16 protein-coding genes, 1 other RNA gene and 1 pseudogene are annotated in these 21,170 nt (G+C 72.2%); 9 read left to right on the forward strand and 9 right to left on the reverse strand.

Going from position 1 to position 21,170, the window contains the following annotated elements; translation table 11 throughout:
• The first annotated feature begins 10 nt into the window (after positions 1 to 10).
• Both IE316_RS00545 and IE316_RS00550 read left to right on the forward strand, forming a co-directional pair.
• Positions 11 to 427, forward strand: a complete 417-nt coding sequence (locus IE316_RS00545) for an SRPBCC family protein (RefSeq protein ID WP_190202058.1) — start codon at positions 11 to 13, stop codon at positions 425 to 427.
• Positions 428 to 529: 102 nt separating this feature from the next.
• The gene (locus tag IE316_RS00550) at positions 530 to 772 is read left to right on the forward strand and encodes a cholesterol oxidase substrate-binding domain-containing protein (protein WP_308438882.1); all 243 of its coding nucleotides are present in this window, start codon (positions 530 to 532) and stop codon (positions 770 to 772) included.
• Between the two features lie 148 nt (positions 773 to 920).
• Here IE316_RS00550 and IE316_RS00555 read toward each other — a convergent pair whose 3' ends face one another.
• From IE316_RS00555 to IE316_RS00575, 5 genes and pseudogenes are all read right to left on the reverse strand, one after another.
• Complete coding sequence (locus IE316_RS00555; protein ID WP_229910137.1) at positions 921 to 7,142, reverse strand: DNRLRE domain-containing protein; 6,222 nt, start codon at positions 7,140 to 7,142, stop codon at positions 921 to 923.
• Positions 7,143 to 7,525: 383 nt separating this feature from the next.
• Complete coding sequence (locus IE316_RS00560) at positions 7,526 to 8,086, reverse strand: hypothetical protein (protein ID WP_190202059.1); 561 nt, start codon at positions 8,084 to 8,086, stop codon at positions 7,526 to 7,528.
• A 310-nt stretch (positions 8,087 to 8,396) separates the two neighbouring features.
• Positions 8,397 to 8,802, reverse strand: an RNA gene (gene rnpB, locus IE316_RS00565) — RNase P RNA component class A.
• A 70-nt stretch (positions 8,803 to 8,872) separates the two neighbouring features.
• Positions 8,873 to 9,700 (reverse strand): annotated as a pseudogene (locus IE316_RS36160) (DMT family transporter); the annotation flags it as partial.
• A 22-nt stretch (positions 9,701 to 9,722) separates the two neighbouring features.
• On the reverse strand, positions 9,723 to 10,550 hold the full coding sequence (locus tag IE316_RS00575; protein ID WP_190202060.1) for an AraC family transcriptional regulator: 828 nt from the start codon (positions 10,548 to 10,550) through the stop codon (positions 9,723 to 9,725).
• Between the two features lie 219 nt (positions 10,551 to 10,769).
• On the opposite strand from IE316_RS00575, the gene IE316_RS00580 reads away from it, so the two are divergent.
• The 4 genes from IE316_RS00580 to eda all read left to right on the forward strand — a co-directional run bounded on the left by IE316_RS00580 (position 10,770) and on the right by eda (position 13,704).
• Positions 10,770 to 11,543, forward strand: coding sequence for a MerR family transcriptional regulator (locus IE316_RS00580; RefSeq protein ID WP_190202061.1), 774 nt, complete (start codon positions 10,770 to 10,772; stop codon positions 11,541 to 11,543).
• Entirely contained in the window at positions 11,540 to 12,139 is a 600-nt protein-coding gene (locus IE316_RS00585) for a hypothetical protein (protein ID WP_190202062.1), read from the forward strand. The genes IE316_RS00580 and IE316_RS00585 overlap by 4 nt, the downstream gene beginning before the upstream one ends.
• A 50-nt stretch (positions 12,140 to 12,189) precedes the next feature.
• Positions 12,190 to 12,975 carry a peroxide stress protein YaaA gene (yaaA, locus tag IE316_RS00590; RefSeq protein WP_190202063.1) on the forward strand — a complete coding sequence of 262 codons (786 nt, stop codon included), beginning with the start codon at positions 12,190 to 12,192 and terminating at the stop codon, positions 12,973 to 12,975.
• Between the two features lie 81 nt (positions 12,976 to 13,056).
• Positions 13,057 to 13,704 (forward strand): bifunctional 4-hydroxy-2-oxoglutarate aldolase/2-dehydro-3-deoxy-phosphogluconate aldolase, encoded by a 648-nt coding sequence (eda, locus tag IE316_RS00595; RefSeq protein ID WP_190202064.1) that lies wholly within the window; start codon positions 13,057 to 13,059, stop codon positions 13,702 to 13,704.
• Here the strand turns inward: eda and IE316_RS00600 are convergent.
• Genes IE316_RS00600 through IE316_RS00610 form a run of 3 tightly spaced genes read right to left on the reverse strand, consistent with a single transcriptional unit; the run spans position 13,679 to position 16,590 of the window.
• On the reverse strand, positions 13,679 to 14,998 hold the full coding sequence (locus tag IE316_RS00600) for a bifunctional RNase H/acid phosphatase (protein WP_190202065.1): 1,320 nt from the start codon (positions 14,996 to 14,998) through the stop codon (positions 13,679 to 13,681). The genes eda and IE316_RS00600 overlap by 26 nt on opposite strands.
• A 12-nt stretch (positions 14,999 to 15,010) precedes the next feature.
• Positions 15,011 to 15,754, reverse strand: a complete 744-nt coding sequence (locus IE316_RS00605; protein ID WP_190202715.1) for a zinc ribbon domain-containing protein — start codon at positions 15,752 to 15,754, stop codon at positions 15,011 to 15,013.
• Positions 15,751 to 16,590, reverse strand: coding sequence for a Nif3-like dinuclear metal center hexameric protein (locus IE316_RS00610; RefSeq protein ID WP_190202066.1), 840 nt, complete (start codon positions 16,588 to 16,590; stop codon positions 15,751 to 15,753). The genes IE316_RS00605 and IE316_RS00610 overlap by 4 nt, the downstream gene beginning before the upstream one ends.
• A gap of 200 nt (positions 16,591 to 16,790) precedes the next feature.
• On the opposite strand from IE316_RS00610, the gene IE316_RS00615 reads away from it, so the two are divergent.
• Positions 16,791 to 17,948, forward strand: a complete 1,158-nt coding sequence (locus IE316_RS00615; protein WP_190202067.1) for a hypothetical protein — start codon at positions 16,791 to 16,793, stop codon at positions 17,946 to 17,948.
• Positions 17,949 to 18,045: 97 nt separating this feature from the next.
• Complete coding sequence (locus tag IE316_RS00620) at positions 18,046 to 18,216, forward strand: hypothetical protein (RefSeq protein WP_190202068.1); 171 nt, start codon at positions 18,046 to 18,048, stop codon at positions 18,214 to 18,216.
• A 154-nt stretch (positions 18,217 to 18,370) separates the two neighbouring features.
• On the opposite strand, the gene IE316_RS00625 is transcribed toward IE316_RS00620, so the two are convergent.
• Positions 18,371 to 19,258 (reverse strand): MaoC/PaaZ C-terminal domain-containing protein, encoded by an 888-nt coding sequence (locus tag IE316_RS00625; RefSeq protein WP_190202069.1) that lies wholly within the window; start codon positions 19,256 to 19,258, stop codon positions 18,371 to 18,373.
• Between the two features lie 163 nt (positions 19,259 to 19,421).
• Between IE316_RS00625 and IE316_RS00630 the strand changes: the two genes are divergently transcribed.
• The gene (locus IE316_RS00630) at positions 19,422 to 21,161 is read left to right on the forward strand and encodes an MFS transporter (RefSeq protein ID WP_190202070.1); all 1,740 of its coding nucleotides are present in this window, start codon (positions 19,422 to 19,424) and stop codon (positions 21,159 to 21,161) included.
• Positions 21,162 to 21,170 lie beyond the last annotated feature (9 nt).

The following is a 21,170-nucleotide window of genomic DNA, read 5'->3' on the forward strand; positions in this document are numbered from 1 at the left end:
AGGAGGGTTCATGGAAGCCCGTGCCCATCGTGCGATCGACCGCTCGGCCGACTCCGTCTGGGCCGATGTCGCGGATTTCGCCGCCATCGCCTCGTGGCACCCCGCCATCACCGACAGCGGGCCCGGCCCCGGACCGGCGACGCGACAGCTCCGCACCAGCGACGGCCACAGCATCACCGAACACCTGCTGGTCAACGACAGCGAGGCGAGAATCCAGGAATACGTGCTGGTCAGCCACCCTTTTCCGGTGACCGACTACCGCGCGCGCATCGAGGTACGGCCTACCGGTACCCAACGGTGTGAAGTGCACTGGTCGGCCTCCTTCCGCCCCACCGCCGGTGACGGGGGCGCCGAACGCGCCATGTTCGAGAACGAGATCTTCCGCCCGGGGCTGGACGCCTTGGCGGAAGGCACGGCCCTCGACTGAGCCGCCGCCGGCGGCGTCAGCAGGTCCTGCCCCCGCGGCCCGGCCGGCCGCCGCCCCGGCGCGCTGGTGCGAGCTGAGGCGTCCTCCGCCGCACCCGCGCCTGTGCCGGGTGGGGACGGTGGTCCGAGGGGAGTCCACGGCACCGTCTGGGCCCGGAGGGTGTGTTGTCAATGGGTGGTCAGCCAGATCGCCGACTTCTACCGCACCCTGCTCGCCGAGTACGCGGCCCGCGGCGAGTACCCGGTCAACGGCCAGGTCGAGATCCGGGTGACCGGTCCGGAGGACCCGTCCGTGTGCGGCGTACCCGGATCGCTCATTCGGTGTGCGCACCGTCTCCCCGCGTGACGAGCCAGAGACCATGCCTCGCACGATCGGGGAAAAGATCGACTTCTTGCTGACGAAGTGCACGCCGGCCTGACTCGCACACGGTGGGGTGGTGTGGAGATAAGCCTCCACACCACCCCACCTTTCCTAACGCCACGCGAGTGTTACATCAGACCCACGTTTTACCTGCGGCGTTGGACTTCAGTTTGTGCTTCTTGACTGCTTCCTTGCACAGGCGGCAAGCAGTCTGTTTAGCCTTTCCGTACGTCCAGGCCGTGATCTTGCCACCCTTGCTTCGTCCGATTTTGTTGTTGTACTGATCGGCCTTGGAATCCCGCTTGGCCGCCTTGGAACTTCCCGCCTTCTTCTCATGGGCGTTGCCGAGGGCCTTGGCCAAGTAGGAACCAACCGCCCAGGTCAGCATCGCCTGCCAGATGCAGTGACGGTAGGCGTTCTGCTTCGCCTTGTTCGAGTACCTCTTTTTGGCTTCGCCGAGGGCCCAGTGCGTGATGTAGACCATGTCTCCGCACCAGAGCAGGAACAGGGCACAGATCGCGGCCTCGGGGATGAGGCCGTTGATGCTGTAGTTGCCGCTGATGTCATAACAGTTCACCGGGTCGGCGAAGCAGTAGTCGTAGGAACTGGCATTGCCTCCGACGATGCGGTCGACGGAAAGGAAGCGTCCGCTGTTCGCGTCGTAGAGGCGGACACCCATGAGCGTGACCGCGCTCGGCGTCTCCGAGGACCGCTGCTCCCCACCGAGCCAGCCGTAACGGGCTTCGTCCGTGCCGGGGAGGAGGTTGCCGTACTCGTCGTAGGAATTGACGACCGGAGTCGTGGCATCCACCAGGGGGATCTGCGTGGCTACGTCGCCGTGCAGATTGGTGAGCTGAAGGACTACGTCTCCGGTGGCATCGGTGGTGGCGATCAGGCCGCCGGTCAGATCCGACAGGTTCCGGGAGATCCGGCCGTCGCCCTCGTCGGTCCAGGTGGGGTTGTCTCCGTCCGCCCCATAGTGGTTGCGGACACGGGCCGAGGTGGCCCAGGTGCCGCTGTCGTCCTGGTTCTCGGTGGTGTACGAGGCGAGCCGGCCGGCCGCGTCGAGGTTCCAGGTGGTGCGCTTGCCCCGTGCCGTGATCTGGCGGACCAGGTCGTTGGCGTAGTAGGTGTTCTGGGCGCCGTCGGCCTGGGCCGTGGTCCGGCCGAACGCGTCGTAGACGGTCCCGGCGGTGATCAGCCGGTCGGCGCTGTCATAAGACGAGTTGACCGTCGTGGTCGTGGGGTCGCCACCGTCCACGTCGTCGATCGTGGTCGCCAGGGAGGTGCGGTTGGTGTTGTCGTCGAACCCGTAGGCGCGGTGGGTGGTGACGCCGGTCTGGGTGTCGTCGGCCTTGGTGAGCCGACCGGCCGCGTCATAGGTGTACGCCTGGTAGGCGCCGCCGCCGGTGTAGGTGGTGCGGGAGACGACCTGGCCGTGGATGTTCTCGCTGGTCGACTCGCCCTGTACGGTCCAGCCGGATTCCCAGTGCCAGTAGCGCGACGTCTCGCTGCCCGTGGGGTCGAGGTTGAACTCGACGTTCATGTTCCACGGCAGCTTCTGCTGGTAGAGGCGGCCGTCGGAGTCGTAGGAGCCCGTGACGTCCCCGATGGTGCCCATGACGGAGTCGTGAATCCGAGTCGGCAGACCGGTGAGGCTCTCGTAGTCGTAGGTGATCTCCGAGGGCGCCGAGTCGGACCGCTTGGTGACCCGGTCACGGATGTCGTACGCGGTGCGCGTCACATTGCCCGCGCCGTCGTCGTACGAGATCTCCCGGCCGAGCTTGTCGGCGGCATAACGGATCGTTGCCGTTCCGTCGGACATGGTGGCCACCTGTCCGTTCGACGGGTCGAACGTGATGGTCTGGGTCGGTACCGCGGTGCCGCTTCCACCGCTCACCCGGACCTGATTGCCGCGGCCGGCGGCGTCGTAGGTGGTGACGGTGGTGCGCGTTACGCCGTTGGCGGTTTCGGAGGTCTTGGAGACGTTGCCCCAGCGATCGTACTCAAGGGTTTTCGTCGGCAGTTCGTCTGGATTCGTTCCTCCGCCAGTGATCTTCCCTCCCGGGCCGCTGGAGCAGAGCAGGTCCGCCCACTCCGGACGTCCCGAGCAGGTGCCGGTGCCCGTGGCGGACCAGTACTGGGACACCACCGTTCCGGCATCCGCGCCGTCCGACTTGGGCTGGGAGTTCTTGGTGATGCGTCCCTGCGCGTCGTAGGCAGAGGTACGGGTCAGCTTCAACCCGTCGGGGTCCGTCACGGTCCTGGTGGGCAGGCCCTTGATCCAGTCGTAAGCGGTGGAGGTGGTGCGGACGTCCCCGTCGGTCGGGTATCCATCGACGAACGCACCGGTGGTACTGGTGGTCGCCTGGTCGGAGACCCGGGCGGTGCCGTCGGTCGGGCGGCCCTCGTCGTACCGGGTGACGGTGTGTTCCCGGGCCGGAACCTGGGTGCCGGCCGGTATGTCAGGGCTGTCGGCATCGCCTTGCAACTGCTTGGTCAGAGTGACCAGGTGCAGCGGCCCCCGCTCCTCCAGCATCCTTCTGCCGTCGGCGGAGTACTGCGCGACCGTGGCCAGCTTGTACGCGCGTTCGGCCGTTGAGTCGGCGAGAAGGCCCAGTTCGCTCTGCGTGTTGACCTGGTAGTCCGCGCTGCCGAGGGCGAGTTCCCGGTTGGTGGCCCCCAGTTCGAAGACGACGTTGCCGTACGTGTCGTACTGCGTGGTCGTCAGATGGCGACCGGGCAGACCGGTGTTGACCTGGAGTCCGGAGGCGTTGGTGTAGGTGATGGTCGCCTTGTCGTAGGCACCCGCGGCGAGGTCGCCGCCGGTGTGGGAGGCGGGCACCTGGTCGGCCGGGAAGAGGGCGGTGGCGTCCGTGGGCACGTCCGTCTGCCCCCACGTCCTGGCGTCGGCCGCGGTCACCTGGTTGGGTGCCGTGGAGCCGGAGAGCGGAACGTCGTAGACGAGGGAGACCGCCGCCTTTCCGCCGTCGGTCTCGTCCGCGCTGCCCGGCTTCAAGGTGGGCCGTGAGGCGGACAGCAGCATGCCGTTACCTGCCACCGAGCCGGCGCCGGCCTTGCCGTACTCGAAGGTCCACGGCAGCTCGCCCGGCGGAGTCTGGGTGACCACACGGCCCGCGCTGTCGTAGGTGTAGGCCGTCTTCAGTGCCGGGGAGACCCGCGGGTCCCACTGTTCACGCAGTCGGCCCGAGGCGTCGTAGGCGTACGAGGACACCACGGTGGCCGTGGCGTTGGCCGCGCCGGGAACGGTGGTCCACAGGCGGATACGTGAGACCTGTCCCGCGTAGTCGCCCAGTGTGCTGCCGGTAGCCGTGGTGGCGGTGGCGTACTGGTACTCCAGGATTCTGCACCCCTTGGTGGAAGGGGTGCTGGCACAGGTGCTGTTGGCGACCGCCGAGGTGGGGGCGATCGCGTACTTCGGACGGGACAGGACCTTGCCGTCCACGGTGACCTTCTCGGCGACCAGCGACGTGGTCGAGTTCTCCGTGGACAGTGAGGTCTGCGTAAGCTGCCAGGTCGTCGCGGACGCGTCGATCTTGGCGAACTGAGACGTCGTGCCCTCGGTGTCCTTCAAGGTGAAGGCGGTGGCCAGGCTGCCGGTCAGGGTCAGTGTCTCGGCACCCTCTTCGGGTTTCCATCCACCCCCGCTCAGCGCGGTGAACCCGGTCTCCTCACCCTCGATGTCCACCAGCGCGACAGAGGTGCTCGACGTCCGGCGTATGTAGAGCGCCTCGGAGTCGGACAGTTCCGCCGCGGTGCCCGCGGTCCACTGCGGTCCGTAGATGGCGACCTGTCCCTCTTGCTGGGCTCCGTCCGTGGGGCGGCGGGAAGATGCGGTGCGGCTCGCCGTCAGGCCGAAGCCCGAGGCGTCGGTCGCGGACAGCACATGGTCGCCGGTCAGCATGTTCACGTCACCCGGACCAGCGGCCTGGGTCGGTGCGGCGCCCGCGTTGCGGTCGACCGTGAGGGAGGTGGCCGGGGAGGCATCGGTACTGGAGCCGTCGGTGAAGACCGCTCGCAGTTCTATCGCGCCGTCCTCGCTGAGGCTGTCGGTGATGTTCCACACCAGTGCCTCCGGCAGGCCGCCGGTGACCGGCGCGGGCCAGGCGGTGAGGGTGCTGTTGTCCGACTTCCGGCGTACGTCGGCGACCGGGACGTCCTTCCAGGTGTCCGTCTCGCCGCGCCGGTACTGGTAGCGCACGCCCGTGTCAGCGGTCTTGCCCTGGCCGGTCAGTACGGTCCGCCGCGCCGGGCGATCCCCCTGGGCCGGCGTGAGCAGCGCCGCGCCCGAGCCCGCGTAGAACGTGAAGGTGGTGGCGCTGGAAGTGTTGCCGGCGGCGTCCTTCGTGCGGGCGGTCAGGGTGTGCTTGCCCGCCCGGAAGACGGGCTCGGCGGTCACTGCCGCGCCGGTGGTGGCGATCGACTGCCACGTGCCGCCGTCCAGTTGCCACTGGACGTCCTTGACGTCGGTCGAGGGCGGGGTGAGGGTGAAGCCGCCGCTGAAGTCGCCGCTGCCGTCCGGGCTGCCGGACCACTGGCCCGCCGGGTAGTCGTCGGAGGCAATCCTGGTCACCGCAGGGGCCGTGGTGTCCACTGTCAGGGTGCGGAACGCCGACCAGGCACTGGTGGCGGAGCCGTCACCGGACCGTACCCGCCATTTGTAGGAGCCGGCCGCGAGGGCTGCGGGCGTCCAGTTGGCCTGGGCTCCGGAAGCGACCGCGGCACTGCTGCCGGAGCGCACCGCGGACGTTCCGCTGGAGGCCCACACCTCGTAGTCGAGAGTGACCTGCGAGCCGTCGCCGTCCAGTGCCTTGGCCGACAGCGTCGGGGTGGTGTCGTTCGTGGCCGCCGCGCTGAGCGGAGTGATCAGCGTCGGTACGCCGGGCACCGAGTTGTACGTGACGGACAGGTAGGGGGTGTTGCTGGACGCGTTGCCCGAGTAGAAACGCTTCCAGCCATAGGGGTCGGACTCGTCCGTGGCGCGCAGACCCAGGTGGTTGGTGCCATTGCCGTTGGCCGCCCATGACTTGGCCAGGGTGGTCACATCCGCGCTGACCCAGCCGTCGTTGCAGGCGCTGGAGTATCCCTTGGTCTGGGTGCTGGTGGCGTACTGCGTCCCCCAGGTCGGCTGGTCCGTCCAGCGGGAGGAGGTGCTCGCGGCTTGAGTGGACCAGACTTCCCAACTCTTGGCGGTGCAGGACCACGAGTGGTAGGTGAACAGGTTCAGCTTGGCGGCGGTGACCTGCTTGCCCGTGATGTTCTTCATCGGGAAGGACAGGAACGAGCGGGCGATCTGCGAGGAGCCGTTGTTGCCGAGCTTGAGGTCGGTCGAGGCCGACTGGTCGGTGGTGTAGCCCTGTTGAACGAAGGTGTCGAAGCTGGTGCCGACGTTGATCGCCGGGTCGATCGTCACCGGGAACTTCGTCGAGTCGTCGGCCAGGAACTTCGCGTCGGGCGTCAGAGTGAGGGTGACGGTGTCGCCGTCCTGGGCCACCTTCACGTCCACCTTGGCGGTGCGCTCGTGCTCACCGGACCTGGCGTCCACCTGTGCGTCCCACATGACCGGCGCGGGCAGGAACCCCACGGCCTTGCCCTTGGCGTCGGCGAAGGACACGGAACCGTCCTTGTTCACCTCGGCCTTCAGGTTCTTGGCCGTCAGGCTGTACGCGATGGCCCCGCCGGCATCGACAGCGCCGCGGTCCTTCAGTTCGAGGAACTGCTCGTAGCCGGTGCGGGTCGACTCGACCAGGAGATCTGCCGAGGGCAGCGCGTCGCGGTAGCGGGCGACATTGTTCTCCTCGCCCTCGATCTGCGGAGCGGGGAGGGCCCCGTACCAGCCCAGTTGCAGTTGCTGTCCGGTCCGGCCCTCCAACGTCACGAGGGGGACGCCGGCGGAGCCCGTTGTCTCGCCGGCCTCTTCCAGTCCCTTGGGGGCCCGGGACCTGCCCGCCAGGCGCAGCCCTTGCGGGTGTTGGCGGGCACCGACCGAGCCGTCCGACAGCTTCCGCAGGGAGACGTCGATGTCCTGCCAGCGGCCCTGATCATCCTTGAAACGGACCGGACCGGCGTACGCCTGCTCGGTCACCGAGCCGTCCGGGTTCACGTAGACCGTCGACGTCCCGGTCCGGGCGTCCAGAGCCTCGATGCGGCGGTTCTGTATCTTCGCCTTCAGCCGGGCGGCGGCAACCGAATCCGCTGTCGCCGCTCCGAGGTCCTTCGCCTGCTTGCCCTGGTCGGCGGCCGGGGCCTCACGGCCGGCAGCCGCCGCCAGGCTGGTTTCTCCAGCCATCGCAACGGCCTCGAACGCCATCGCCAGGACTATCGCTGCCGCCACCGAGCGCAGGCGTCTTCGCCGATGAGCGGGGAGGAAGGGCTGCCCGGACGGACTGTCCGATCGGCGCCCCGATCTAAGGAACGTGGCTATCAAGCTCACTCCTTGCAACGGTGCGGGTTCATCCCGCGAGCACCATTGATCTTCACATGGCGCTTACAACTGGCATCCGTCGCGAGCAGAAGTGATCACTTACCGGCCAAAGGTTGGCGGATAGCTGCGCGCATGGTTTTGGAGCGCGGGACTCCGCCGTCGGGGCCGAGGTGCGGCCGGAAGACGCCAACGAAACCTGGCCGCTCTCGACGCCCTACCGATGATGATCCAGTCCGGGCGGTCACGCCCTGGAACCGGCACGGTGCTCAGCGCCCCGACACGGCGGGGATCCCTCAGTCCTGGCAACTGGTCGTGGAACCGTCGGCCGAGGACGTGACGGACACTCGGTACCCGGCCCCGGTACGGAACTCAGGTCCGGCCTCTGTCTCTTCCGCATCGAGGATCTCTTCGGTCAGGAAGTAGACGTCCAACATGGCTGCGTCGCCCGCTTCACCACGGGTGAAGCACAGGTTCGCGGCTTGCCCTTCCGGTGATCGCCGGGTGGCAGGAGAAGGCGTCCAGCCGGTTCGCTCCGCCGCGGCTCGATAGTGCCGTGTCACGTCGGCCTTGGCACCAGGGAAGACGTAAGTACGTTCGGCGTAGAGTTGCACGTCACCGCTGTCTTCCCAGCAGCCGGCGTCCAGGCCCTTGAAGCCTCCGGGCTCAACCGCTCCCACGGGCTGAGAGTCGAGGACGGCGTGCGCCTTCAGCTTGTCGACCCGGCTCTCGGTACCCTCACAGCCCGAGGCGGAAGCGGCGTCGGCCAAGGTCTGGCATCCGGTGAGCGCTCCCGTCGCCCAGACGGTCAACACCAGGGGAATGACATACCGCCGGGCCTCTTTGCGAGGTGTCACGTCAACTCCTTGGCCGACAGTCGAGGGCAGTTGGTTACGCCAACCAGAAGCCGACCTGCGCGGTTAGTCACCGTAGCACTGGATCATCCGGACACCTCAACATCATCGCAGGGGGCGCCAGTTGGGGCGCACGCTCTGCAGGCACTGGACGCGGGACGACCGCTGTACCTCCGCGACGGCGCACCCCCCATACGACAAGAGGTTTCGCCCAGCTCCGGCGCCCGAGGCATGGCTGCTATCAGGCATACGTGAGTTCGACGCGCACCGTGGCACCTGACCTGCGTTTTCGCTGGCCAGAGACCCTAGGCGGCAGACGAGCCGGGCTGTACGCCGGGTTCTGTCCCCCGGGCCCTCGCGGGCGTCGGGGTGACGGCCATCCATCTAGGACCGGTGTTGCCACCGGCCTCCAGCGGTCTACCCGCGGACTCGGGCGGGCCGCCCTCGGTCGTCCGCGCAGAGCACCTTTCACGGCGCTCCTCTTGACCTTGCTCCGGGTGGGGTTTACCTAGCTGCCCAGGTCACCCTGGGCACTGGTGGTCTCTTACACCACCGTTTCACCCTTACCGAGGACCGAGGTCCCCGGCGGTCTGCTTTCTGTGGCACTGTCCCGCGGGTCACCCCGGGTGGCCGTTAGCCACCACCCTGCCCTGTGGAGCCCGGACGTTCCTCGGGAAGCCCCCGTCAAGGGGACTCCACGCGGCCGTCCGCCCGGCTCGTCTGCCGTGTCGACCATGGTACCCGGCGGACCTGGCGCCGCGGACCGGCGGCGGCCGTCGCCAGGACGGAGCCGGCCAGGATCAGGGTGAAGGCCATGCCGATACCGAGGGTCAGGTCCTCGCCGAGGAGGAGGGCGCCCGCGGCGACGGCGACCGCCGGGTTGACGTACGTGATGACGCCCGCCCGGGTCGGGCCGACCTCCTTGATCAGTTCCAGGAAGGCCACGAAGGCGATGGCGGTGCAGACGACACCGAGCCCGGCGAGCGCGGCCAGGACCTCGCCCGAGGGGACGGTGGCGGGGCGGGTGAGGAAGGCGGCGGGGGCGTAGACGACGGCGGCCAGGGCGAGGCAGGGGGTGATGAGCTGGAGGGTCGGGACGTCCTTGAGGTACCGGGCGGCTATCAGGGGCGCGGTGGCGTAGCCGATGACCGTCACCAGCACCTCGGCCAGCGAGCGGGCGTCGCCGCCGGTGAGGTGGGGCGCGGTGAGGACGGCGACGCCCCCGAGGCCGAGGCCGAGCCCGGTGATCCGGCGGACGCCGACCCGTTCCCCGGCGCCGAAGAAGCGGGCCAGCAGGACGCCGACGATGGGGACGCCCGCGATGAGCAGGCCGGCGGTGGAGCTGGACAGGTGGCGTTCGGCGTCGGTGAGGGTCCACCAGGGGCCGATGATCTCGATGACCGCGAAGGCCAGCATGGGTTTCCAGTGGTCCCGGACGCCGCGGCCCAGTCCGCCCTGGCGCAGGGCGAACGGGAGCAGCAGCGCGGCGCCCAGCGCGCACCTCGCGAACACCACCACGGACGGGGAGAGGTCCTCCACCGCCACCTTGATCATCAGATAGGGGATGCCCCAGACCACTCCCATCAGGGAGAACAGGGCCCAGCCGCGTGCAGTCATGGCGGCAGTCTGCGCACCGCCCTCACCCGCGGTCTTGAACGCTGTTGCGGTACGCCGCCGGCGTCACGCCGAGCACCCGGCGGAACCAGCGGGTCAGGTGCGCCTGGTCGGCGAAGCCCACCAGCCCGGCCACCTCGGCGGGGCGCAGCCCGGACTCCAGCAGGGCGCGGGCCCGGGTCACCCGGTACTGGGCGAGCCAGGCGTACGGCGGTATCCCCATCGTCGTACGGAAGGCGCGCAGCAGTTGGTAGCGGGACAGGCCGAGGTCGGCGGCGAGGGCGGCGAGGGAGGGCGGGGCGTGCAGTTCGTCGGCGAGGCGGTCGCGTACGGCCCGGGCGACGCGGCCGGCGCCGGGCACGGGGTCGCCGGCCGCGCGGGCCGTGGAGTGCCGGTGGGCCAGCGCGGTGAGCAGCCAGGGCAGCCGGGACTCGGCCTCCAGCGGGTCCGGGCAGCGGGCCAGGTCGGTGTGGGCGGCGCGCAGGGCGGCGGCCAGGGCGGGGTCGTCCAGCACGGGCTCGCGGAAGTGCGGCAGCGCGCCGCCGCGGGTGCCGTCGGTCAGCAGGTCCGGCGCCGCGTACAGGGCCTGGTAGGCGTACCCCTCGGACGCGGCGGGCCCGCCGGTGTGGATCTCACCGGGCTCCAGGACGACGATGGAGCCGGGTCCCGACACGATCCGCCCGCCCCGGTAGGCGATGGCCTCCAGCCCGCCGACGGTGACGCCGACCGTGTACTCGGCGTGTGCGTGCGGCGCGTAGGTGTGCCGGTCGAACCGCGCGGTCAGCAGATCCAGCGCCGGCCCGCACCGCCCCAGCTTCGCCCGCGTCCACCGGGCACACTCCCGAACCTCCACCCCGCACCCCCCGCCACCAGGGGATCAGAGGAAGCCGGCGGTGTCCAGGCCGAAGGGGAAGGGGTCGGGGAGGGCGGGGGCAGCGGGGACATCGGCTGATCATCCGTCGGTGAGATCGGGACCCGTTCCCTCGTTCGTGGCACAGGCCCGCGGCGGCCGTCGGTCATCGGGCCTGCCGCCCCTTGACCTTGTCGTGGCGTCAACGTTTCTACTGGGCCCATGCGGATCGGAGAACTCGCCGGGGCCGTCGGGGTCAGTACGCGGGCGGTGCGGCACTACCACCATCAGGGGCTGCTGCCGGAGCCGGAGCGGCTGGCCAACGGGTACCGGGCGTACACGTTGCGGCATGCTGTCCTGCTGGCCCGGATCAGGCGGCTGACGGAGCTGGGGCTCGGGCTCGCGGAGGTGCGGGACGTGCTCGCGGACGACGCGGGCAAGGAGCTCACCGAGGTGCTCCAGGAACTGGACGCGGACCTGGCGCGGCAGGAGGCGGCGATCCGGGGGCGCCGGGCGAGGCTGCGGGCGTTGCTGGAGGCCGGGGACCTGCCCGCCGAGGGGCCGGTGTCGCCGGAGCTGGCCTCGCTCTTCGCGGGCCTGGCCGGCGCGGGTGTCACCGACTCGCCGATGGCGGCACGGGACCGCGAGCTGCTGGCGCTGCTGGAGACCACCGCCGCCCCGGAGGAACGGGAGCAACTGATGGGGCTGCTGCGCGGTGCGCTGGGGTCGCCGGAGGCGGTGGTCCGGGCCGGGCGGGCGTACGCGCTGCTCGACGCGCTGGCGGACGCCGCCGAGGACGATCCGCGGGTCGCTGAGGCGGCGCGGGCGCTCGCGGAGTGCGTACCCGCCGGCCTGGTGCCCGAGGAGGGGGCCGGGCCCGACGGGGACCGCTGGGACCAGGGGTTCCTGCGGGCGTTCTACGCCGACTTCGCCCCGGCCCAGGCGGCCGCCGTCCGCCTGGCGGTACGGCTCGCCGGGCGGGAGCGGACGTCATGAGGGTCGCGTACGCGCTGCTGCGGCACGAGGCGCGGCTGCTGGTGAGCCTCGGGCTGTGGCTGGCCCGGCGCACCCATGGGGTGGTGCCCGGTGCGCGGGCCTTCGGGTACGCGCGGGGGCAGGGGGCCATGGCCTTCGGGCTGGCGTTCGTCTGCGTGATCGAGTCGGTGGGGATGTCGGTGCTGCTGCGGGACCTGCCCGCGGTCCACCACGTGGTACTGGTGCTGGACGTGTACACGGTCGTGATCGTCGTCGGGCTGCACGCGGCGTCCGTCGTCCGCCCGCATGTGCTGGACGCGGACGCCGGAGTGCTGCGGATCCGCCGGGCCGTCCACGCCGACCTGCGGATCCCGCTGGACCGGATCGCCTCCGTACGGCGGGAGCTGCGGACGACCCACCCGCCCGCCGACGGTGAGCTGGACCTGGCGGTGGGCGCCCAGACGTCACTCACGATCGAACTCGCCGAGCCCGTCGCCCACACCGCCCTCCTCGGCCGCCGGCGCGCGGTGCGGGTCGTACGGTGCCACGCCGACGACGCCGACGCGCTGGTGCGCGCGATCACCGGGGCGCGGGCGGCCCGCCCGGGCGGGGTCTAGCCGCGCCGTACCCTTGCGAGGGCCGAGAACCAGATCGTCGAGGAGTACGTGTGCTTGTCCTGCTGCCGCCGTCCGAGGGTAAGGCGCCGTCCGGTCAGGGGGCGCCGCTGGAGCCGGGGGCGTTGTCGTTGCCGGGGCTCGCGGAAGCGCGGGCGGTGGTGCTGGAGGAGTTGACCGAGCTGTGCTCGGGCGACGAGGAGAAGGCGCGTGAGGTGCTCGGGCTGAGCGAGGGGCTGCGGGGCGAGGTCGCCAAGAACGCGCGGTTGCGCACGGCGGGGGCGCGGCCGGCCGGGGAGATCTACACCGGTGTGCTGTACGACGCGCTGGGACTGGCCACGCTGGACGCGGCGGCCCGGCGGCGGGCCGAGGAGTCGCTGCTGGTGTTCTCCGGGTTGTGGGGGGCCGTGCGGGTGAGCGACCGGATTCCGTCCTACCGGTGTGCGATGGGGGTCAAGCTGCCCGGCGTCGGGGCGCTCGCGGCGCACTGGCGGGCGGCCATGGCCGAGGTGCTGCCGGAGGTGGCCGGGGACGGGCTGGTGCTCGACCTGCGGTCGTCGGCGTACGCGGCGGCCTGGAAGCCCAAGGGCGAGGTGGCCGGGCGGACCGCCTCGGTACGGGTGCTGCACGCGCCGACCCGCAAGGTCGTCAGCCACTTCAACAAGGCGACCAAGGGGCGGATCGTACGGAGTCTGCTGACGGCAGGGGTCGAGCCCGGGACGCCGGGCGAGCTGGTGGAGGCGCTGCGGGATCTCGGGTATGTGGTCGAGGTCCCCGAGGCGCCCGGGAAGGCGGGGCGGGTCTGGTCGCTGGATGTGCTGGTGGAGGAGGTTCACTGACGGATCGGCATCACGGCGGCTTGCGTTGCGCACTGCGCAATGGGCTTTGCGCGGTGTGCTTCTCGACGGCACGATGGGGGCATGACCTCTGCGCCGTCCCCTTCCGTGCTCGATCTCGCTCCCGTCGTGCCCGTCGTGGTCCTCGACGATCTCGCCGATGCCGTGCCGCTGGCGCGGGCGCTGGTGGCGGGTGGGCTGCCGGCGATCGAGGTGACCCTGCGCACGCCGGTCGCGCTGGACGCGATCCGGGCCATCGCCGCCGAGGTGCCGGACGCGGTGGTCGGGGCCGGGACGGTGATCACGCCGGAGCAGGTGGAGGCGACGGTGGCGGCCGGGGCGCGGTTCCTGGTCAGCCCCGGGTGGACGGACACGCTGCTGGACGCGATGCGGGCGTCGGGGGTGCCGTTCCTGCCGGGGGTATCGACCACGTCGGAGGTGGTGGCGCTGCTGGAGCGCGGGGTGCGGGAGATGAAGTTCTTCCCGGCCGAGGCCGCGGGCGGCACCGCCTACCTCAAGGCGCTGGCCGCCCCGCTGCCGCAGGCCCGGTTCTGCCCGACCGGCGGCATCGGGGCCGACTCGGCGCCGGAGTACCTCGCGCTGCCCAACGTCGGCTGCGTGGGCGGCACCTGGATGCTGCCGAAGGACGCGCTCGCCGGGCGGGACTGGGCCCGCGTCGAGGCGCTGGCCCGCGCGGCGGCCGGGCTCAGCGCAGGTGCGAGGTGTCGTTGAACAGGCGGACGCTGGCGTTGCCGTCCGCGTAGTAGGCGATCGCCGACAGGGAGGCCGCCGACAGCTCCATCCGGAACAGCGACTCGGGCGGGGCGCCCAGCGCGAGGCGGACGAACGTCTTGATCGGCGTCACGTGCGACACCAGCAGGACCGTACGGCCCGCGTACGCCGCGACCAGCTTGTCCCGGGTGGCGGCGATCCGGTCGCCGGTCGCCGCGAAGCTCTCGCCGCCGCCGGTGGGCTCGGCGTCCGGGTCGGCCAGCCACGCGTTCAGGTCCTGCGGCCAGCGCTCGCGGACCTCGCCGAAGGTGAGCCCCTCCCACGCCCCGAAGTCGGTCTCCCGCAGGCCCTCCTCCACCGTCACGTCCAGACCCAGCTCGGCGGCGACGATCCCGGCGGTCTCCCGGGTGCGGGCCAGCGGCGAGGACACCACCGCCTGGATCGTGCCGCGCCGGGCGAGGCTCTCCGCGGCCCGCGCGGCCTGCTCCCGGCCGGTGGCCGACAGGGACGGGTCGCTGCCGCCACTGCCCGAGAAGCGTTTCTGCGGGGTGAGGGGGGTCTCGCCGTGCCGCAGCAGCACGAAGGTGGCGGGGGCGCCCATGTCGGGGGGTCCCCAGCCGGGGGTGGCGACCTTGCGGGTGGCGCGTACGTCGGCGGCCTCGGGGGTGGTCCTGGCTCCGGGGGCCGGAGCGGTATCGGTCCCGGGGGCCTTGGCTCCGGGGGCCGGAGCGGTATCGGTCCCGGGGGCCTTGGCTCCGGGGGTCCGTGCGGCATCGGTCCCGGGGGCCTCGGCGGTCTCCGCCCCGGTGGCGCCCTCATCGGCGCCCGCCCCGGCCGTCCCCGCCTCCAGCTCCGCCCGTGACCCCGTCGCCGACCACCGCTCGCCCCGCGCCCCCGCGTCCATCGCCTCGTTGGCCAGGCGGTCGGCGTGCTTGTTCTCGGCCCGGGGGATCCACTCGTACGTCACCCGGCCGGCCGGGAACACGGCCCGTGCCTCGGCGGCGAGCGGCTTCATGTCGGGGTGCTTGATCTTCCAGCGGCCCGACATCTGCTCGACGACGAGCTTGGAGTCCATCCGGACGTGCACCGCCGCCGCCGGGTCCAGCGCGTGCGCGGCGCGCAGGCCGGCCAGCAGGCCCCGGTACTCGGCGACGTTGTTGGTGACGACACCGAGGTACTCGGCGGTCTCCGCCAGCACCTGCCCCGTCGCCGCGTCCCGGACCACCGCGCCGTATCCGGCCGGGCCCGGGTTGCCCCGTGACCCGCCGTCGGCCTCGACGACGAACTCCCGCACCGCGCCCGCCCCTTACAGGCCGGAGTCGGACGTGCGCACGAGGATGCGGCGGCAGTTCTCGCACCGCACCACCGTGTCCGGGGCCGCCTGGCGGATCTCGTTGATGTCGGTGATCGACAGCTCCTGGCGGCAGCCCTGGCAGGTGCGCTGGTACAGCTTGGCCGCGCCGATGCCGCCCTGCTGCCGGCGCAGCTTGTCGTAGAGCCCCAGCAGGTCCGCCGGGACCGACCCGGCGACGACCTCGCGCTCCTTCGTCACCGAGGCGGCCTCGGCGTCGATCTCCTCGAAGGCCGCGTCCCGGCGCGCGGTCGCGTCGTCGATCTTCGACTGCACGGAGGCGACCCGCTCGGTCAGCTCGGCGACCCGCTGCTGCGCGGACTCGCGGCGCTCCATCACCTCCAGGACCACGTCCTCCAGGTCGCCCTGCCGCTTGGCGAGGGAGACGATCTCGCGCTGGAGGTTCTCCAGGTCCTTGGGGGAGGTGACGGCGCCGGAGTCCAGGCGCTGCTGGTCGCGGGCGGCGCGCTGGCGGACCTGGTCCACGTCCTGCTCCGCCTTGGTCTGCTCGCGGGCGCAGTCGCTCTCCTCGGTCTGCGCGGCCACGAGCAGGTCGCGCAACTGGGTGGCGTCCTTGGTCAGCGACTCCAGTTCGGCGTGCTCGGGCAGGGACCTCCGCCGGTACTCGAGCTGCTGGAGGCGGACGTCGAGGTCCTGGACGTCGAGGAGTCGGATCTGGTCGGCGGGCGCGGCGTTCAGTTGGGGGCTCCAGGTGAAGGGGAGTGGCTGGTCCAGGGGTCGGTGACCGTCTTCGAGACGTGGACGCGCAGGTCCCATCCGTGCCGGTCGGAGATCTCGTCGAGCTGGCTGGCGGCCAGCTCGCACCAGGGCCACTCGGTGGCCCAGTGCGCGGCGTCCAGCAGGGCGAGGGAGGAGTGCGCCACGGCCTCGGACGCCGGGTGGTGGCGCAGGTCCGCGGTGAGGAAGGCGTCGACGCCGGCCGCGCGTACGTGGTCGAAGAGGCTGTCGCCGGAGCCGCCGCTGACGGCGACGGTGCGGACGAGGGCCCCGGGGTCGCCGGCGACGCGGATGCCCTGCGCGGTGGCGGGCAGCCGCTCGGCGGCGCGGGCGGCGAGTTCGCGGACGGTCAGCGGGTGGTCCAGGGCGCAGATCCGGCCCAGGCCGCGGCGGCCGGCCGGGTCGGCCGGGTCCGGCACCAGCGGTCCGGTGACCCTGAGGTCCAGCGCGCCGGCGAGGGCGTCGGAGACACCCGGGTCGGCGGTGTCGGCGTTGGTGTGGGCGACGTGCAGCGCGATGTCGTGCTTGATCAGGGTGTGCACCACACGGCCCTTGGCGGTGGACGCGGCGACCGTGGTCGTCCCCCGCAGATACAGCGGGTGGTGGGTGACCAGCAGGCCGGCGCCGAGCTTCACCGCCTCGTCGACGATGTCCTGGACCGGGTCGACGGCGAACAGGACGCGCGTGACCTCCTGGTCCGGGTCGCCCACGACGGTGCCGACCGCGTCCCAGGACTCGGCCCGTTCGGCGGGCCACAGGTTCTCCAGCGCGGCGATGACTTCTGACAGACGGGGCACGCAGGAAAGGCTACCTGCCTGTTCTGCGGCGCAGTACCGCCACCGCCGAGCCGGTGCGGGGCGGGCGCGCGGCGAGCACATCCGCGTGCCGTCCCTCAGGCGAATCGTTCCTGGGCCATCCGTTCGTGTGAAGCGGACGATCACCGGAGCCCCGCGCCCCGCGGACGAAAACTAGCTTCGTCGCCGGAGGTGACCGAACGATGACGGCCTGTGCTATCGAGCCCTCGGCGGGCCACGGGAACGACGGGACCCCGCGGGCGGGCTGCGCCATCACCGCGGACGGCGCCTACGCGGCGCGGCTCGCGGGCCGCGGCGAGGCCCGTTACCCGGAGCGCTGGACCCTGGACGGACCCGAGCCGTACGCGGTGCCGCTGCCCGGCAACCAGCCCGAGGAGGCGGACACCGAGGTCCAGCCGATGGGCGACGGACGCGTGCTGATCCACCGGCGGGCGGCCGGGCGGCACGTCTTCACGCTGCTGTACCCGACCGGTCCGGGCACCGGCGAGCTGCCGCTGGGCGCGGTCGAGTGCCCGGACGGGGGCACCCGGCTGAAGCTGCTGCCCCCGGCGCCGGGCGGGGAGCGGGCGTACGCCGTGGCGGTCGGGCCCCGGTCGACGGACGTGTGGCTGGTGGCGGGGGGCGATTTCGGGCCGGAGCACCTGGCGGAGGTGCCGGGCCGCTGTTCGGGCGGGGTCTGGCTGGACCGTACGGCCCGGCTGCTGGCGTTGGACCGGGAGGTGGGCGGGCGGACCAAGACGGTCGTGGTGGACCTGGAGCGGGGCGGTGAGGTGTCGCCGCTGCTGCAGATCGCGGCCGGCAGCGACGACCGGCTGCTGCTGGCCGACCCGGAGAGCGGGCTGCTGGTGATCCGCTCCGACGCGCCGTCGCCGGGCGAGGGGCAACTGGGCTGGGGGGTGCTGGGCAGCACGCTGCCGGTGCGGTTCCCGGAGTGCCTGCGGCTGCCGGACTGCGCGGTGACGCCGTTCGCGATCCAGCCGGGGCAGACGCTGACGCCGGAGCGGTGCGCGGTGGCGCTGCGGGTGGAGGGCGCGCTCGGCCGGTGGGTCGGGGTGTGGCGGCCCGCCGAACGGCAGGTGCACCACCTCCCCGCCCCGGACGGCTGGCTGGCGGGGGCGGGGCTGTGGACGGCGCAGGGGGTGCTGCGACTGCCGTACGCCACGGCGGAGACGCCCTGCGGGGTGGCCGCGCTGACCCCGCCGCCCCTGGTGGAGGCGGCGCCCGGCCCAGAGCCCCGGGAGCCGCTCGCCGAGCAGCCCGCGAGCGAGCCCCCGCCGCCCGCCGCGCCCCGTCCCGTTCCGCTGCAACAGGCGCCGCTGGGGCGGCGTGTAACGAACTAGTGCCGGTTGGCGTGGCCGTCTGGATCGGGCCCGAGGGGCGCCGGATAAACTCCCCGAGCTGTAGGAAAGATCATGTTGACGGGGTGAATTCCTTCCGATGAACGACACCAGCACGAACCAGCCGATGCAGGGCGCCGGTGCCGACGTTCAGGAGATGTCCGCGACCGGCCACGGCCGGCACCGCGGGCCGGTCTCCACGCGGGACGGCGAGACGGCCCCGCGGGGCCGCCACCGCAAGCCGGCCGAACAGTCCGGCACGACGGCCTGACCCTCCCGGACCGGGCCTGACGGTCCGTCAGGAACCGGCACTCGCACAGCACAGCACAGCACACCACCCGGCCCCGCCCGTCACCCACGACGGACGGGGCCGCGGTCGTCCCCGGGCCGGGCCGGGCCGGCAGGGCAGGGCAGGGCCGTGATCGTCACCCGGACCGGGCGGCGGAGCGGGTGACCGTGTCCGTCCCCGTCACCGTGCCCGTCAGCACCCGCACCCCCCGCTCCACGGCCTCCCCCGTCACCCGCACCACCCCACCCCCCGCCCGCCACATCCGCACCCGGAGCGTCTCCCCCGGGTACACCACCCCGGTGAAGCGCGCGCCGTAGCCGCGCACCCGGGCCGGGTCGCCGTCGAGCAGGGTGTCGACGACCGCCTTGAGGGTGATGCCGTAGGTGCACAGCCCGTGCAGGACGGGCCGGTCGAAGCCGGCCCGGGCGGCGAACTCCGGGTCGGCGTGCAGGGGGTTGAGGTCGCCGGTCAGGCGGTACAGCAGTGCCTGGTCCTCGCGGGTCGGGCGGTCCACCACCGCGTCGGGCCCGTCCGCCGGCGGGGCGCTGCGCGCGGAGGGGCCGCGCTCGCCGCCCCAGTTGCCCTCTCCCCGTACGTACACCTCCGCCTCCTCCGTCCACAGCGTCCCGTCGGCGTCCGCCGCGTCCGTGCGGGTCACCAGCAGCGCCGCCGTGCCCTTGTCGTACGCGGCGGTGACGCGGGTGGTGGTGCGCGCGGTGCCGCGGGGCGGGACCGGCCGGTGGAGTGCGAGGCGCTGCCCGGCGTGCAGGACCCGGGCGAGGTCGGTGTCGACGCCCGGCAGGGAGAGCGTCCGGATCACACCGGGGGCGCCGGCCCCGGCGACGGTGGCGAAGCTCGGCAGGACGCGCAGCCGGGACTCCAGGACGTACCGGAGTTCGCCGGGGTCGGTGGCGGGGCGGCCGGCGCCGAGGGCGAGGTGGTAGAGCTGCACGTCCCCCGGTTCCCAGGCGATCTCGTCGGTGCGGGGGGCGGCGGCGAGCGCGGAAGCTGCGTCGATGGGCACGGTTCCTCGTATCGTCACGGGCGGGGCGGTGTCCGGGCCAAGAGAAGGTCAAGAAATCGTTAGCGGCCCGAAGCAACGGAATAGGCGCCCCGGCGTACGGAGTTCACACTGCACACATCCTGCCCGTATTCCCTAGCCCGACCCGGCCCGGAGGCCCCACTCAATGAGCCACACGACGACCGACGAGTCCGTCCGAGGAGCGAGCGGCACCACCGTCCCCGTACTCGCCTTCGCGGGCATCGTCGTCGCGGTGATGCAGACCCTGCTCGTCCCGGTCATCAAGGACCTGCCCCAGCTTCTGGCGACCTCGCCCAGCAACGCGACCTGGGTGCTGACCTCGACGCTGCTGTCGGGCGCCGTGGCGACCCCGATCATGGGCCGCCTCGGCGACCTGTACGGCAAGCGGCGGATGCTGGTCACCAGCCTGGCCGTGATGGTGGTCGGCGCGCTGGTCAGCGCGTTCACCGACGCCCTGCTCCCCATGATCGTCGGCCGTACCCTGCAGGGCTTCGCGATGGGCGCGATACCCCTCGGCATCGGCCTGATGCGGGACATGCTGCCCCGTGAGCGGCTCGGTTCGGCGATGGCGCTGATGAGTTCCTCGATCGGCGTCGGCGGCGGCCTCGCGCTGCCCGCCGCCGCGCTGGTGGCCCAGCACGCCGACTGGCACGCCCTGTTCTACGGCTCGGCCGGCCTCGGGGTGCTCGCCATCGCCCTGACCCTGCTGGTCGTGCCGGAGTCCCCGCTGCGCGCCAAGGGCACCTTCGACCTGCCGGGCGCGCTCGGGCTCTCGGCCGGCCTGGTGCTGTTCCTGCTGCCGATCACCAAGGGCAGCGACTGGGGCTGGTCCTCGCCGACCACGCTGGGCCTGTTCGCCGCGGCCGCCGTGGTGCTGGGGCTGTGGGGCCTGATGGAACTGCGCGTCGCCGCGCCCCTGGTGGATCTGCGCACCACCGCCCGCCGCGAGGTGCTGCTCACCAATCTCGCCTCGATCATGGTCGGCGTCAGCTTCTACGTCGTCTCCCTGGTCCTCCCCCAGCTCCTCCAGCTCCCCACCGCCACCGGCTACGGCCTCGGCCAGTCGATGGTCGTCGCCGGGCTGTGCGTGGCCCCGCTGGGCCTGACCATGATGTTCACCGCGCCCGTGTACGCCCGGCTGTCCGCCCGGTACGGGCCGCGCACCACCCTCATCATCGGCCTGCTGGTCATCGCGGTCGGCTACGGCGGCGGCCTCGGCCTGATGAGCGCGGCCTGGCAGACCATCGTCACCTCGGTGCTGCTCGGCGCCGGCATCGGCCTGGCCTACTCCTCGCTGCCCGCGCTGATCGTCGGCGCGGTCCCGGCCTCGGAGACCGGCGCGGCCAACGGCCTGAACACGCTGATGCGGTCCATCGGTACGTCGGTGTCGAGCGCCGTCATCGGCATGGTGCTGGCCGACACCGCGCACGACGTGGGCGGGGTGGCCGTCCCCACCATGCACGGGTTCCGGGTCTCGTTCCTGATCGCGACCGGCGCGGTCGCCGTCGGCCTGGTGCTGGCCTTCTTCCTGCCGAGCCGGCGTCCGGCGACGCGCCCGCGGCTCCGGGCGAGCAGCGAGGAGGACGCCAATCTGGCCCGCGCCGAGGAGGCCCTGGCCGGCTTCCGCGGCCGGGTGCTGGCCGCCGACGGGTCGCCCGTGGCCCGCGCCAAGGTCACCCTGATCGACCGGCACGGCCGCCAGGCGGGCGCGACCCTCTCCGCGCCGGACGGCAGCTACGCACTGGCGGTGCCCGCCGAGGGCCCGTACGTGCTGGCCGCCCGCGCCGCCGGGCACGGTCCGCTGGCCCACGCGGCCAGCCACCCCGGCGAGCGGCGCCCGGTCGACGTGGACCTCGCCCTGCCCGGCGAGACGGTCCCGGCCTGACCCCGGCCC

Source organism: Streptomyces fumanus, assembly GCF_014655295.1.
GTDB classification, from domain to species: domain Bacteria; phylum Actinomycetota; class Actinomycetes; order Streptomycetales; family Streptomycetaceae; genus Streptomyces; species Streptomyces fumanus.

Excerpts from the sequence above, each read along its gene's own strand:
- IE316_RS00545 (WP_190202058.1), top strand. The coding sequence starts at position 11 with ATGGAAGCCCGTGCCCATCGTGCGATCGACCGCTCGGCCGACTCCGTC.
- IE316_RS00580 (WP_190202061.1), top strand. The coding sequence starts at position 10,770 with ATGCGGATCGGAGAACTCGCCGGGGCCGTCGGGGTCAGTACGCGGGCG.
- IE316_RS00585 (WP_190202062.1), top strand. The coding sequence starts at position 11,540 with ATGAGGGTCGCGTACGCGCTGCTGCGGCACGAGGCGCGGCTGCTGGTG.
- eda (WP_190202064.1), top strand. The coding sequence starts at position 13,057 with ATGACCTCTGCGCCGTCCCCTTCCGTGCTCGATCTCGCTCCCGTCGTG.
- IE316_RS00615 (WP_190202067.1), top strand. The coding sequence starts at position 16,791 with ATGACGGCCTGTGCTATCGAGCCCTCGGCGGGCCACGGGAACGACGGG.
- IE316_RS00620 (WP_190202068.1), top strand. The coding sequence starts at position 18,046 with ATGAACGACACCAGCACGAACCAGCCGATGCAGGGCGCCGGTGCCGAC.
- IE316_RS00630 (WP_190202070.1), top strand. The coding sequence starts at position 19,422 with ATGAGCCACACGACGACCGACGAGTCCGTCCGAGGAGCGAGCGGCACC.